General features: G+C 42.9%; 16 protein-coding genes. 12 read left to right on the forward strand and 4 right to left on the reverse strand.

Annotated elements, in window-relative coordinates; all coding sequences use genetic code 11:
- The 3 genes from ACOOEY_RS03520 (at position 1) to ACOOEY_RS03530 (ending at position 3,282) form a co-directional block, all read left to right on the forward strand.
- Positions 1-1,194 carry an MFS transporter gene (locus ACOOEY_RS03520; RefSeq protein WP_420387293.1) on the forward strand — a complete coding sequence of 398 codons (1,194 nt, stop codon included), beginning with the start codon at positions 1-3 and terminating at the stop codon, positions 1,192-1,194.
- Positions 1,187-2,266: an aminotransferase class V-fold PLP-dependent enzyme gene (locus ACOOEY_RS03525; RefSeq protein WP_420387294.1), complete on the forward strand. Its 1,080-nt coding sequence runs from the start codon at positions 1,187-1,189 to the stop codon at positions 2,264-2,266. The genes ACOOEY_RS03520 and ACOOEY_RS03525 overlap by 8 nt, the downstream gene beginning before the upstream one ends.
- 101 nt (positions 2,267-2,367) lie before the next feature.
- Positions 2,368-3,282: a universal stress protein gene (locus ACOOEY_RS03530; RefSeq protein ID WP_420387295.1), complete on the forward strand. Its 915-nt coding sequence runs from the start codon at positions 2,368-2,370 to the stop codon at positions 3,280-3,282.
- Positions 3,283-3,348: 66 nt separating this feature from the next.
- On the opposite strand, the gene ACOOEY_RS03535 is transcribed toward ACOOEY_RS03530, so the two are convergent.
- From ACOOEY_RS03535 to ACOOEY_RS03545, 3 genes are all read right to left on the reverse strand, one after another.
- Positions 3,349-3,753 (reverse strand): heme-binding domain-containing protein, encoded by a 405-nt coding sequence (locus ACOOEY_RS03535; RefSeq protein ID WP_420387296.1) that lies wholly within the window; start codon positions 3,751-3,753, stop codon positions 3,349-3,351.
- Positions 3,754-3,814: 61 nt separating this feature from the next.
- The gene (locus ACOOEY_RS03540) at positions 3,815-5,047 is read right to left on the reverse strand and encodes an MFS transporter (RefSeq protein ID WP_420387297.1); all 1,233 of its coding nucleotides are present in this window, start codon (positions 5,045-5,047) and stop codon (positions 3,815-3,817) included.
- A 195-nt stretch (positions 5,048-5,242) separates the two neighbouring features.
- Entirely contained in the window at positions 5,243-5,950 is a 708-nt protein-coding gene (locus ACOOEY_RS03545; protein WP_420387298.1) for a hypothetical protein, read from the reverse strand.
- A gap of 142 nt (positions 5,951-6,092) precedes the next feature.
- On the opposite strand from ACOOEY_RS03545, the gene ACOOEY_RS03550 reads away from it, so the two are divergent.
- Complete coding sequence (locus ACOOEY_RS03550) at positions 6,093-7,208, forward strand: P1 family peptidase (RefSeq protein WP_420387299.1); 1,116 nt, start codon at positions 6,093-6,095, stop codon at positions 7,206-7,208.
- Here the strand turns inward: ACOOEY_RS03550 and ACOOEY_RS03555 are convergent.
- The gene (locus ACOOEY_RS03555; protein WP_420387300.1) at positions 7,198-7,659 is read right to left on the reverse strand and encodes a MarR family winged helix-turn-helix transcriptional regulator; all 462 of its coding nucleotides are present in this window, start codon (positions 7,657-7,659) and stop codon (positions 7,198-7,200) included. The two genes, ACOOEY_RS03550 and ACOOEY_RS03555, sit on opposite strands and share 11 nt — an antisense overlap.
- A 152-nt stretch (positions 7,660-7,811) precedes the next feature.
- Between ACOOEY_RS03555 and ACOOEY_RS03560 the strand changes: the two genes are divergently transcribed.
- The 8 genes from ACOOEY_RS03560 to dapA all read left to right on the forward strand — a co-directional run bounded on the left by ACOOEY_RS03560 (position 7,812) and on the right by dapA (position 14,377).
- Positions 7,812-8,351, forward strand: coding sequence for an RNA polymerase sigma factor (locus tag ACOOEY_RS03560; protein WP_420388631.1), 540 nt, complete (start codon positions 7,812-7,814; stop codon positions 8,349-8,351).
- Between the two features lie 31 nt (positions 8,352-8,382).
- Positions 8,383-8,937 carry a hypothetical protein gene (locus ACOOEY_RS03565; protein WP_420387301.1) on the forward strand — a complete coding sequence of 185 codons (555 nt, stop codon included), beginning with the start codon at positions 8,383-8,385 and terminating at the stop codon, positions 8,935-8,937.
- A gap of 1 nt (position 8,938) precedes the next feature.
- Positions 8,939-9,451 (forward strand): hypothetical protein, encoded by a 513-nt coding sequence (locus ACOOEY_RS03570; RefSeq protein WP_420387302.1) that lies wholly within the window; start codon positions 8,939-8,941, stop codon positions 9,449-9,451.
- Positions 9,452-9,529: 78 nt separating this feature from the next.
- The gene (xseA, locus tag ACOOEY_RS03575) at positions 9,530-10,765 is read left to right on the forward strand and encodes an exodeoxyribonuclease VII large subunit (protein ID WP_420387303.1); all 1,236 of its coding nucleotides are present in this window, start codon (positions 9,530-9,532) and stop codon (positions 10,763-10,765) included.
- Positions 10,758-10,952, forward strand: a complete 195-nt coding sequence (gene xseB / locus ACOOEY_RS03580; RefSeq protein WP_420387304.1) for an exodeoxyribonuclease VII small subunit — start codon at positions 10,758-10,760, stop codon at positions 10,950-10,952. Before xseA ends, xseB begins: the two co-directional genes overlap by 8 nt.
- A gap of 1 nt (position 10,953) precedes the next feature.
- Positions 10,954-13,005, forward strand: coding sequence for an NAD-dependent DNA ligase LigA (gene ligA / locus ACOOEY_RS03585; protein WP_420387305.1), 2,052 nt, complete (start codon positions 10,954-10,956; stop codon positions 13,003-13,005).
- A complete protein-coding gene (locus ACOOEY_RS03590) occupies positions 13,005-13,514 on the forward strand; it encodes a DUF6913 domain-containing protein (protein ID WP_420387306.1) in 510 nt (169 codons plus the stop codon). Before ligA ends, ACOOEY_RS03590 begins: the two co-directional genes overlap by 1 nt.
- Positions 13,514-14,377: a 4-hydroxy-tetrahydrodipicolinate synthase gene (gene dapA, locus ACOOEY_RS03595; protein ID WP_420387307.1), complete on the forward strand. Its 864-nt coding sequence runs from the start codon at positions 13,514-13,516 to the stop codon at positions 14,375-14,377. Before ACOOEY_RS03590 ends, dapA begins: the two co-directional genes overlap by 1 nt.
- The last annotated feature ends 9 nt before the right edge of the window (positions 14,378-14,386 follow it).

The raw sequence follows: 14,386 nt of genomic DNA on the forward strand, positions 1-14,386 counted from the left end.
TTGACGACTCAAAAAGACACAATACTCACGAAGGACTTCCTCCTTCACTTTGTCTCCTATTTTTTAATGGCTACGGCCTTTTACTTTTTACTTCCCACTTTACCCATATATGCCGTTAATGCACTTGATGCCAATAAAAATCAGGTAGGTTATATCATAGGTGTCTACGCATTAGCTGCCCTCATCATCAGGCCTTTCTGTGGTTATGTATTAGACGCCTATGGCCGAAGATCAGTTTATATCTGGGCCCTGGTTCTTTTTACTATCCTCACTGCCTCTTACCATCTGGCTTCCAGTTTCTTTCTTTTACTCGTCATTCGTGTAATGCACGGCTTTACCTGGGGAACCATTACAACAGGGGGCAGTACCATTGCGGCCGATCTGATTCCCGAATCACGCAGAGGAGAGGGTATTGGTTACTTTGGTCTGGCCATGACCTTTGCCATCGCCCTGGCTCCTTATGGAGGCGACCAGATCATGGGTCAGAATAATTTCTTCAACCTGTTTACCATATCAGCCATTGTGGCCTTCGCCTCACTTATACTGGTCTTCTTTGTGAAAGTGCCCAAAGTAAAGACAGGGGAAACAAAGATACAGCTCTCCAAAATGTTTGATAAAAGAGTAAATCGCATTGCAGTGGTGATGTTCACCGGGGCATTTCCTTTTGCTGCCATTATCTCCTTTATCCGCATTTACAGTGATGAGCTAAAGATTGAACAAGGAGCCCTTTTCTTTATTTTCATGGCCATTGGAGTAGCTATTGTTCGTCTTGTAGTGGGGAAGATTATGGATAAAAGAGGCCCTTCTGTATTGGTTACCATCGGACTGGCAGTTACGGTAATCGCTCTGATCTGGCTCAGGTATATCGATAGCTTCTGGCCCTTGATGGCCGTGGGCGTGCTCGTTGGTTTTGGTAATGGCATCATCATGCCCACCGTACAAACCATGGCGCTCAACATGGTACCGATTGAGAGAAGAGGAGCAGCCAACGCCACCTTCTTTTCAGCCGTTGACCTGGGCATTGGTGCCGGCTCTATTGCCCTGGGTTATGTTGCTGAATATTATGGAATCAGCATGATGTTTTTTATCTGCGGAATCATACTTTTGTTCCCATTGGTGTTCTATTTTCTCTTCGTGAGAAAACATTATTTCAAACACCTGGAACTGATGAAAGCGCTGGAAAACAATGCCTAAGAAAATATTCTTCACCCCCGGTCCTTCTGCCCTGTATTTCACTGTTGAAGAGCACCTTAAATCTGCCATAAAAGAGCAGGTCATGGAAATCAACCATAGAAGTGCTCAGGCGGAAAACTATTTCAGAACCACAGTTGAAAACCTGAAAAGCCTGATGAATATTCCACAGGACTATCAGATCGTTTTCCTTAGCTCAGCCACGGAAATCTGGGAAAGGCAATTACAAAATCTACTGATTGAGAAGTCATTTCATTACTGCTATGGAGCCTTCTCCAACAGGTTTTACGACTTCGCTTCAGACTGGCAATACAAACCGGAAAAAGCGGAATCAGACTTCGGTAAACTACCCTCTACGGATCCGGCTTTGATTCCAGAAGACACGGAACTGATTACCATGGCATTGAATGAAACCTCTACAGGGGTTTCATTCCCCGTTCAGGAAATCTATGAAATTCGTAAGGCAAGACCTGAAGCTCTCATTGCTGTTGATGGTGTATCCGCTTTTCCGGTTATCGATATTGACTTCAGTCAGATAGATAGCGCGTACTTCTCTGTGCAGAAGTGCTTTGGGCTTCCGGCAGGCCTGGGCGTCTGGATTGTTAGTCCAAGGGCTATGGCCAAAGCTGAAGAAAAACTGTCCAAAGGGTACTCTATTGGTTCATATCAGACGCTACCTAACCTCATTAAAAACGCGATCAAAGGACAAACCACCTTCACCGCCAATGTCCTGAACATTTATCTGCTCTCTAAGGTAACAGCCGATATGCTTGAAAAAGGCATGGATGTCATAAGAAGAGAATCGAAATATAAGTCGGCCTTGCTCTACCATACCATAGAGCAACATCCACTCTTGACACCTTTCGTGGAAGAAGCCTCATTGAGATCTGAGACAGTAGCTGTAGCCAACACGCAGGGAAGCTCTGCTGGTATCATCGATGCATTGAAATCAAAAGGTTTGGTGATAGGAAATGGCTATGGAGCATACAAAGGCAAACAGATAAGAATTGCCTCCTTCCCTACGCACTCAAAAGAACAGATTGAATTACTGGTAGATCAGTTGAATGCGCTTTAAGCATTTCGGATTCTTAAATCGGTGCTGATTTTATTTATATCTTTATTGACATGGGGTGTTGCATAAATATTAATTTTGCAACGAATTTCTAGACTATGCCAGTGAGAGATAAAATAATGGTGTTAATGGATACTTCAGATGCTGACAGGACGCTGCTGAGGTTCTTAGAGATTATTGCCACCACAAACGACACAAAAGAGATCCATTTCTTCAACAGTATCAGTGAGATGAAAATCCCTGATGATGTGCTAAAGGATTTTCCTGAAATAAAAGACAAAGCTGTAGAAGACAGAAAAAGTAAAATTCAGACCCTGGTCAAGAATTCCCTGTCACAAAAGCTAATCAATATCTCGCACTACCATGTAAAAGAAGGGGCTCCTTCTAAATCTATACTCAGGTTTGTTGAAAAGAACGACATCGACCTGATTATGATGGGCAGACATAAGAGCTTTATCGGAGGAGGTATTTTATCTAACAGACTGGCCAGAAGAGCCGCATGTAATCTCTTCATCATTCCTGAAAATGCTCAGCCTACAGTAAACATGCTCCATGTTCCTTGTGACTTCTCCAAGCATTCTAAAATTGCCATGGAAGAGGCCATCAAGATTGCCAAAAAATATAATGGAGTGAAGATAGTCTGCCAGAACGTTTACACGGTTCCTGGAGGATATCATTACTCAGGCAAGACCTATGAAGAGTTCGCTGAGGTGATGAAAGCCAATGCCGAAAAGGATTACGCTAAATTTATGGCTGATATCGATCATGAAGGGGTTGACCTTGAGGTCGTTTACTCATTGGACACCAATGACAACCCGGTGACTGATATTATTGACTTCGCCCATGAGAACAAGCCAAGTGCTATCTTCATCGGTGTGAAAGGACGTACCTCCACAACTGCTCTTTTCATTGGAAGCCGTGCGGAGCAGTTGATTCAATACAACAGTGATATCCCAATGATGGTAGTAAGACCCAAAGGTCAAAATGCCGGATTTATGGATTTGATTAAAGAGATTTAAGAAAACATTATTCATAAAAAAGGCCCCTTTACTGCTAGTAAAGGGGCCTTTTGTTTTAGAATCGGCTTACTCGCCTTTTAATCTCTTTTCTTCCTTTTCTACCCAGGCTAATAAGGTCTTGGTTTCATCCTCAGTAAGTTTCATGTTAGGGAATCGCTCTACCATTCTTGACGGAGGCATCTTACCTTCTTCTAACACTTCGAACATTTCGGCCACAAAATGCTCTTGTTCTTCTTTGTTCATATCAGGTACTTTCACCCACTGCAGTTTCTCTCTGGCCTTCTCGTTTCGGGCATCAGGCTTGTGACAGTTAATACATTTAGCCTCGACAATTTCCTTCACATTGTCTGGGAGTTCAATCTTAGAATCCTGATCTAAAGGAGTAGAAGTTTCTTCTACAGGCTTAGATACAAAAGCGACACTTAATACAGCTAGTGCAACAAGTGAAAGCGTTAGCGTGAATCGTTTCATGGTTGGTTTTTAATATAATTGGGTTGTAAATAATGCTTAGACGAGATCTGATAGTAAAGGTTTAAGCTGCCTTTTCTGCTATCGCTTTGGAAGTCAATCTTTTCAGCACAAAAAGGACGACCAACAGGAGCGACATCGGCACCAGCGTATAAGTGAATGCCTGGTCGGCCCCAAGATTCTTAAAGAGGTAACCGACAATTCTGGAGCCCAATGTTCCACCCAATGCAGAGAAGATAATAATCAATCCTGACATTGGACTGTGTAGTTTCTTAGGCAAGGCACTCAATACAGCGGAATTCAGTAGCGGGTAAATCGGAGCAATAAATAATCCAACCAATGGAAAAGCATAACCAATGGCAGGTACATCTGCCAAAGTTTCTACCAGACCAATGTCGGCATTGACAGCCTTAGGCAAGACAAAAACAACAATAGCCATAGCACAGATAATACATACGGTCAGCACTGTCACCCAGGAAAGCCTCTTGGTAAGCTGCCCTGCAGCCAGTCGACCAACTCCCAGAGAGATCATCAGTACACTCGACATCATAATGGCTACATTCTCAGGCAGGTTCATCACCTTTTGGTTGAAGGTTGGTAACCAGGTCATAATCCCCTGCTCCATCATCACAAACAGAAAGGCAGAGATCACGAAGACAATGACTAATAATCGGGCTACCAGCTTGATCATTTCCATAAAATCCTCCTTCAAGCCAGCTCCCGGAGCATCATAGCTCTGATCGAACCTGGCTCTCGATAGAAGAAAGAAAGCAGCCATAGATAAAGCGGCCAAAACCCAGTAAACATTGAGCCAGGCATCCGGATTAGCCTCCGAATTGAATGCCGGAAAAAGGAAGTAGGCCAGTGCTATTCCGAACATAAAGAACCCCTCAATACTACTCATCAGACTATTATGCTCGCTCTGACTGTTGGTAACCAAACCGATAGCCGAGTACACAGCTACTTTAATCACCCCAAAGCTGACACCCACTATGAGGAATAAGAGCTTGGCCGTCCAGAAAGAATTACCAAAGTACATCAGTATGCAACCCACTGTAACCAATAGCAAGGCCCCCATCATACCACGTTTATAACCTATTCTGGGAAGAAAGGAGGCAATAACGAATGAGGTAAACATGATGGAAAGGTCTTTGAATGCCTCAAGAATACTGGCATCCACTTCATCTACACCATAAACATTCTGCGACTTGAGTATAACAATACCCACAGAATTAAGAAGAATAGCGAAAACGAAGTAGTTGATGTAAAGCGAGAGCTTAATGGCTTTATTATTCATGATGGTTAGTTAAGGTCCTAACCGGAAGATAGTAAATTGAATCGAAAAGCCTGACCTAAGAGCTCTGAGTGGTACTCTTTAAATAAAAGAAGCTGTTCCGAAAGTTCTTCGGCTTACCCTTTTGGGTGAATACCATCAGGGAAGCAAACTCTCGAAACAGCCTCTAAGCGTGTATCAGTCCGTTTAGTACTCTTTTTAATTGCCTGGGAAGGCAAAAGTATCATCGGCAATATCTATGTTGGTCTCAACACTGTTGATCTGAAGGGACTGAACCTCCATTCCACCAATCATTACTTTAACCTTAGTTGGAATATTGATTCCCCCAAACTCCTTATAATCCGACAGATACGAAGTTGCCTCCTGACCTACCGCACTTGTTTCTTTAGTTGCAGTAACTAAATAAGTATCCTTATCGAAGAAATACTGAGTAGTTTTTCCAGCAGGAGTAGTTAAGTCCACTCTGTAATGACTTTTACCATTGATATCTTCCTCCCCCTTCAATTCCAGCTGCATACCACGCTTCTTGTAGTTCACAAATTCATTCAGGAACTCGTTTCCTTTCATGGCCTCTGCCTCTGGACCTGTCAGTTTTGTAGGCTGAGGCATTCCTTGGGGAGGACTTTGAGCCCAGGCAGTTTCTCCATCATAGGCCTGGATAATTTTCATTCCCTGGAAACTGAACTCCACTTTTTGTCTGTTGTTGCTATCCTCATAGACCACACCAGCCAATTGAATACCTGAGGTGAACATAGTCACATCCATTTTCCTGGTTTTGATAGACTGCCAATTAGATGCTCCTCCAATGGCCTCCACATACTTGCTAGCAATTTCATCTGCCGTCTGGGCCTGAACAAAGGCAATTGACAACAGCATTAAAAATAAGGTTCCGAATATCTTTTTCATGAGCTTTTGTTTCAGGGAAATTAGGAATTACCTGATTCTCTGCCTCACTGGTTTGAGTCGGTGGTATATAACCAAGATGAACTGTTTCATTGCCAGTTGAGCAACGCCTGACTTTACTTTCGAAAATTTATATCTTGAAATCATGAAAAGACTGGCCTGCCTGATTCTCCTTTTATGTTCGCTGAATTCTTATGCTCAGAGAGCCCGGGATTACGGAATCAAAATTGGTGTAATGCCCACTGGTGAATTGAATACCATAACAGATGTTCCAGGGGTGCAAGTAGGACATCAAACGCTGATTGAAGGTGATAACATCAGGACTGGAGTTACGGCCATCCTAGCCCATTCAGGTAATATATTCCAACAGAAAGTACCGGCAGCCATCTATATTGGAAATGGCTTCGGCAAGCTGGCAGGCATCAGTCAGGTGAAAGAGTTGGGCAATCTGGAGACTCCTATTATACTCACCAATACGCTGAGTGTCTCTATGGGTATTCAATCCACCGTCAAATACACGCTCAACTTACCGGGTAATGAAAATGTGCGTTCTGTTAATGCAGTGGTTGGGGAAACCAACGATGGCACTCTCAACGACATCAGAGGAATGCATGTCACTGAATCTGATGTGCTGGCGGCCATCACCAATGCTCAATCTGGCGTAGTGAAGGAAGGAAATGTCGGAGCTGGAACCGGGACCATAGCTTTTGGTTTTAAAGGTGGCATTGGTACTTCTTCCAGGCTTTTACCAGAAACCCTGGGCGGCTACACAGTTGGCATTTTGGTTCAAACCAACTTTGGAGGAGTATTGACCATAGACGGTGCCCCGGTAGGTGAAGAGCTCAACAGGTACCCTTTTAGAAATGCCATTGAGAAGAGTGATGGCTCCTGTATGATTGTGGTAATGACCAATGCCCCTCTGGATGCCCGGCAACTGGAAAGGCTGGCAAAGAGGGCTATGATGGGTTTAGCAAAAACAGGAGGCATTGCCTCAAATGGTAGTGGAGATTATGTAATAGCAGTATCTACGGCCGAAAGTATGCGCATCCCCTATCAAACCAGCCTAAAAACAGATCAGGGAGATGTTTTGAGAAATGACGAAATGAGTCCCTTGTTTTTGGCTACTATCGAGGCTACCGAAGAAGCGATCATCAATTCATTGTTCGCAGCAAAGACCATCACCGGAAATGGAAGAACCATTGAAGCCTTACCCAAAGACAAGGTGCTTCCTATACTCAGGAAATACGGAGTTATTGAATAGCCTTGCGCAAGGCATCGAGTGTACTACTGGCCTGTTCTATTTCCTTCTCACCAACTGCCGAAAGAGACTCCATCCAGTTCTTTAACTCATTATCTACAGTTTCCAATAAGGCCAATCCCTTTTCAGTGATAATTACATCTTTGGCTCTTCTGTCCGACTTACAAACAGTTCTGGCTACCAGTTCCTTGGTCTCTAGGCGGTCAACAATTCTCGATGCATTGGACATACGGTCGAGCATTCTTTCGATGATGGTATTGACTGTACAAGGCTCCGGATATTGGCCCCTTAGTATTCTCAGTACATTATATTGAGGTGAAGTAATGCCATGGGTCTTAAACAACTTATTCTGCTGGTCAAGCACCCAACCATTCGTATAGAGAATATTAACAACAAGCTTTTCATAAGGACTTTTGAAGTCCTTGCTCTGCTTAATATCTTCTAAAATTCCCATAGTAGGTAGGTTAAATCGAATCACAATTTAATACTTTGAATCAACTCTTCAATAATTCATTTAGTTCAGTATTCTTGACTATAGTTCATTAACTTAAGGCTATTGTTAAACCATTGTTTCCCCTAACAGTCTAAAGCTTGAAACCCGATTCGTTGGAAGAAAAAGTACTACTTCAGGAGTTTAAGCAGCCCTCTACAAAAGAAAGGGCTTTCAGAGGACTGGTGGCAGCCTATCAGGAACGTATTTACTGGCATGTCCGAAAAATTGTTATTGCTCATGATGACGCAGACGATGTAACCCAGGAGGTATTTATCAAAATCTACAAAAACCTGGACGATTTCCGAGAAGACTCTCAACTCTTTACCTGGATATACAGAATAGCTACCAACGAAGCACTCAATCATTTGAAGAAAATGAAAAGACGAAGTGCTGTTTCTATGGACGATGTACACGGAGAACTCGAAAACCACCTGACACAGGGAGCTTTGGTGAGCGGAGATGAAATTCAAATGAAGCTTCAGAAAGCACTCCTCAAACTTCCAGAAAAACAGAGATTGGTTTTCAACATGAAATACTTCGATGACTTAAAATACGATGAAATCTCTGAGATAACCGGCACCAGCGTAGGCGCACTCAAGGCAAGTTTTCATCTGGCAGTAAAAAAAATTGAGGAGGATTTAAGCGAAGATTAAACCTTCTAACCATTTGATAATCAAAGAACCAATGAGTAAAAAGAGCAAACATATCAAACTGGAAGATCATCCGAAACTATCGGAGAATATCTTCCATGTCCCTGATGGTTATTTCAATAGTTTGCATGATAAACTCATGGATGCTGTAGAGACTGAGGAGAGCATGCTCAATCAGTCAGAACAATTAAAAAGACATCCGTTTGAAGTACCCGGGAATTACTTCGAAGAGCTGACCGAGCAAATTATGGCAAAAACCGTAAACGCTGAAGCTAAGGTAATTCCTCTGACAAGACAGAATTGGTTCAGGTGGACAGCAGTGGCCGCTTCTCTTATTCTGGCTGTTAGTTTCTACTTCCTGCTACCTTCCTCAGTAATAAATAGCGAGGAAAGTTTGTCTGCCATTTCCGATGAAACGATTATTGAGTACCTGAATGCTCAGCAACATGGCAACGATGAATTATTTAATGATGTTGACTCCATAGATTTAATTTTGGATGAACTCATTGCAGATGAACTGGATGTTTACGCAGACATTCTCTCATCGAACTCTGAATTGAATTACGATTTTGAATATTTCGATTACTAAAATGAAACTGATATATACAAGCTTATTAATTCTGGCCTGTAGTTTCTCTTTTGCCCAGCAACAGAGAAGCGATGAAGACAGAAAAGCTGAATGGGAAAGATTGAAGGCGGCAAGAGTGGCCTTTCTATCGAATCGTCTACAGCTCGATGTAGCTACTGCCCAAAAATTCTGGCCGATATTCAATGAATACGAGAGCAAGAAAGAAGCACTGGGCGACAAATACAACAAGCAAAAAAGAGCACTGGTAAGTGAGAATGGCTGGCGTAATATGTCAGATGAGAATGCGGATAAAATGCTGGATATTTATCTGGAGCAAAAACAGGCTGAACTTGACCTGGAGAAGGAATATCTGGCAAAATTCAATAAGGTACTGGACAAAGGTCAAATCTGGATGGTAATCAGAATTGATTCCGACTTCAGGCGCTCATTAATGAGAAGAATAAGCGACAAGGACGATCGACCGAAAGATGACAAAGGAGAAGGTCATCGCGAACTGCCTGAAGAAAGAAACTAGAAAAGAATAAATCCTGCCGAGTGCGGGATTTTTTGTTTCTGGCATTTGTAGCCAACTGCCTTTCATTTAATTTGCACTATGGCTCACCTGTCGCTCTATGAATTGAACAGCCTGATCAAGGCTGAATTAGAAGCTTCCCTCTCCCCTTCCTATTGGGTAATTGCTGAAATCAGTGAACTGAGACAAAATGTTAAAGGTCACTGCTACATGGAGTTAGTTGAGAAAGAAAACAACTTCATTCAAGCCAAAATCAGAGCCAATATCTGGGCTTATACCTACAGAACGCTGAGCCAACAGTTTAGACAGGCCACAGGAACTGAGCTCAAACCCGGCATCAAAGTACTTTTCAATGTCTCCATCAACTTCCATGAGGTGTATGGCATGAGCCTTACCGTCAATGATATTGACCCCAATTTCACCATAGGTGAAAAGTCGAGACAGCGGGATGAGACCATTAAGAAACTGAGAGAAGAAGGATACCTCGATCTGAATAAAAACCTGCCACTACCCACCGTTCCTCAACGCATTGCCATCATCAGCTCTAAAACAGCTGCGGGTTATGGAGACTTTCTTGATCAATTAACGAATAACAGTCAGGGTTACGCCTTCAATATTGACACCTTTCATGCCACTATGCAAGGCAATGAAACTGAAGAATCAATAGCCAAAGCGCTGGAGCAGATTAAAGAGCGTCAGGGTGATTTTGATCTCATCGTTATCATTCGCGGAGGCGGGGCACAAACCGACCTGGACAGCTTCGATGCCTATGGTTTAGCGAAGCTGATTGCAGCGGCTCCCCTACCCGTACTGACAGGTATAGGACATGAAAGAGATGAAACTGTTGCCGATCTGGTAGCCAATACTCCACTAAAAACACCCACTGCCGTAGCAGAATTCATCATAAACGGTATGGATAGGTTTTACAATACCATTTATGATCTCAATGTCAGACTGGAGCGAGGAATTCGGGATAAATTCTCTAGAGCGAGGGATGGACTTGTACATCTTGGACACAGACTGGAAAGATCCAGTACAGCCACTTTGAAACAGGCAGATAATTTACTCCGCGATAAGCAACATATGCTTAAATTCGCCAGTCGCGCCAGAGTGGAAAAAGAAAGGTCTCAACTCAACGGCATAAGCGATAAAATCAAACTGATTGATCCGGTCAATATTTTCAAACGAGGATATTCCATTACCTTGAAAAATGGCCGCTCAATAAACCATCAGGAGATTGAAATTGGAGATCAACTGACTACAAAAAATCAACACAGCAGTATAGAAAGCACTGTGACAAGGATAGAAAATGAGTAAAGAATTAAGCTATAAAGAAGCCTTAACAAGGATCAACCAAATCGTGAACAGAATCGAAAATGAAGATCCGGACATTGACGAGCTTTCCCAGCTGGTGAAGGAAGCCACTGCGCTCATTGCCCAGTGCAAGGAAAAGCTTGAAAACACAGAAACAGAAATTCAATCATCTCTTGAAAAACTGAACTGACATGACCGAACAGCAGGCCCTCAGCGAAATTCAAAGACTATCCGAAGAGATCAACCGTCACAATGATCTTTACTATCAAAAGGACCAGCCGGAGATTTCTGATTTTGAATTCGACAAACTTCTCGAAAAGCTCATTGCACTGGAAAACGAGTTTCCTCAATACCGCTTCGAAGACTCACCAAGTCAACGGGTTGGAGGTACCATTACCAAGAATTTCGAAACCGTCACGCACAAATACCCCATGCTTTCCTTGGGAAACACCTACTCCAAAGAAGAGCTTATTGAATGGGACGGTCGTGTAAAGAGAGGCCTGGGTACAGATGATTACACCTACTTCTGTGAACTTAAGTTTGATGGTACGGCACTAAGTCTTACCTATGAAAATGGCGTCCTTAAAAGAGCTGTCACCCGTGGCGATGGCACACAGGGCGATGACATCACCACCAACGCCAAAACCATCAGGACCATACCCCTACGGGTCAGGCATGAAGTTCCTGAAAGCTTCGAAGTACGCGGAGAAGTGTTCTTTCCAAAAACTGAATTTGAAAGAGTTAATGCCGAACGAATAGATATCGGAGAAGAACCCTTAGCTAACCCCAGAAATGCAGGGTCAGGCACGTTGAAGATGCAGGACTCTTCCATTGTTGCATCGCGCAAACTAGACTGCTACCTCTATTATCTTCTGGGCGATACGCTGGAATTTCGAACACATTCTCAGTCTATGGCTCAGCTTGAACAATGGGGGTTCAATGTCTCTCCTACTTATAAGAAATGTAATAGCATAGAAGAGGTACTGGAATATATTGCCGACTGGGAAACCAAACGACATGACCTGCCTTCAGAAACTGATGGCGTAGTCATCAAAGTGGATAGCCTCGATCAGCAAAATGAGCTAGGGTTTACTGCGAAAAGCCCACGATGGGCGATTGCCTACAAATACAAAGCTGAGAGTGCCTCTACCATACTGGAAAGTATTTCCTATCAGGTGGGAAGAACGGGATCTGTAACCCCGGTAGCTAACCTCAAGCCTGTACTATTAGCGGGTACTACCGTAAAGAGGGCCTCATTACACAATGCCAATGAAATTGCCAGGCTAGGGCTTTGCCTGGGAGATACCGTCTTTGTAGAGAAAGGAGGAGAAATCATTCCTAAAATCACCGGAGTCGATGAAACCGCAAGAGCAGAGAACAGTACTCCTGTAGAATACATAACCCATTGCCCTGAATGTAATACTGAATTAATCAGAAAGGAAGGTGAGGCCAATCACTACTGCCCTAACACCGATGGATGCCCACCTCAAATCCTGGGGCGTATTGAGCATTTTATTCAGAGAAAAGCCATGGACATCGATAGCCTGGGCTCAGAAACCATTCGAGGCCTTCTCGATAATGGCTTAATTGAAGACTATGCAGGGCTTTATCAGCTGAGTTATGAAGACCTTAACGGGTTGGAATTCAGAACATATTCTGAGAAAAAAGGAGACTATAGTGTCAGAAGCCTGAGAGAGAAGTCTGCCAGCAATATTATCGAAGCCATAGAGGTCTCCAAAAAAGCTCCTTTTGAAAGGGTACTTTTTGCGCTGGGCATTCGCTATGTAGGTCAAACGGTAGCCGATAAACTGGCTAAGCACTTCAAGCATATCGACAACCTCATGAAGGCAAGCCTCGAAGAACTTATTGCGGTACCTGAAATTGGTGAAAGAATTGCTGAAAGCGTTGTGGAGTTTTTCAGTCAGGAGAAAAACCTGGAGCTGATTAATAGCCTAAAAGAGGCAGGCCTTCAATTCGAAATAGAGGAAATCGAAATTGTTCAGGAAGGCAACAACCTGGCAGATAAGTCATTTGTCATCAGTGGTGTTTTTAGTCAATTCTCGAGAGATGAACTGAAGGAGAAAATTAAGCTGAATGGAGGGAAAGTAGTATCATCTATCAGTGGTAAGCTCGATTATCTGGTGGCAGGTGAAAACATGGGGCCAGCCAAACTGGAAAAAGCCAATAAGTTAGGAATCACTATTATTTCCGAACAGGAATTCATCAACATGATCAACAACTAATGTCACTGCTAGGAAAGAAGTTACTCAGCCTCCTCAACAATCCAAAAAAGAGAAAGAAGAGTCAGGAAATTCCATCTTATGACAAAGCCGAGAAAATAGGCATTCTATATACCTACGGTGATGAAAAAAAGGAAGAGACCATTCAGCTCCTTCGAGAGTTAATTGATGATAGAATCAAAACAGAGGTACTCTGCTTCTCCGAGAAAAAGGAAGTTGTACAAACTGATCACCCAACTTTCAGTATTGAGCACCTGAATAGTTGGGGAAAGGTAAACTCCCCTGAGGCAGAACAATTTATAAACACCCCTTTCGATTTCCTCATTCATTTGGATTTCGACCTGAACGAAATCATGAAGAATATGTTGATACATACCAAGGCAAAATGTCGCGTGGGATTTCACTCAGAAAACGGGCTTGAATTCTACGAATTGATGATTGGTATGAATAAAAGCGCGGGGACTTCTAATTTTGCAGAGCAAACGATAAAATATATCAAAGCAATCAGATAATGGAAAAGTTGTATGGAACAGGTGTGGCTTTGGTAACACCTTTCACAGAAGAAGGATTAGTAGATTATGATGGTCTGAAAAGCGTATTGGACTTTACAGCCAAAGGAGTTGACTACTATGTAGTATTAGGAACGACCGGAGAAGTAGCAACCACTAACAGGGAAGAAAAGAAAGCAATACTGTCTTTTGTTAAAGCCAATAACCCAAAAAACCTACCCATTGTCTATGGTATTGGGGGAAACAATACAGCCGCTGTTGTAGAAGAAATACAACAAACAGACTTTTCAGGCGTAGATGCCCTGCTCTCTGTCAGTCCATACTATAACAAACCAAGTCAGCCTGGTATCATAGCTCACTTTCAGAAAATTGCAGATGCCTGTCCGGTACCGGTAGTACTTTATAACGTTCCGGGAAGAACTATGAGTAATATGACCGCTGAAACTACATTGGAGTTGGCAAAACACCCTAACATTATCGGGATCAAAGAAGCTTCGGGTAATTTAGATCAGTGCCAAAAGATTGCTACTGAAAAACCAGCAGACTTTCTATTGCTCTCAGGCGAAGATATGCTAACCAAAGACATCGTTCAAATGGGTGGTAAAGGTGTAATTTCAGTGCTCGCCAATGGATTTCCAGTTGAATTCAGCGAGATCGCCCGCGAGGCATTCAAGGGTAATTTCGATAAAGCAAAGCAAATAACAGACTCTTTTGAAAGCATCAATCCACTGATGTACGCGGAGAGTAATCCTGTTGGGGTGAAGGAAGTATTACGTCAAAAAGGCGTTTGTGGTAATCAGGTAAGGCTACCTCTGGTTCCCGCAAGCGAAGAACTTAAGTCACAAATAACCAGATACTTACAATAAAGTATAGAC

The organism is Roseivirga sp. (genome assembly GCF_965216855.1).
Classification (GTDB): Bacteria; Bacteroidota; Bacteroidia; order Cytophagales; family Cyclobacteriaceae; genus Roseivirga.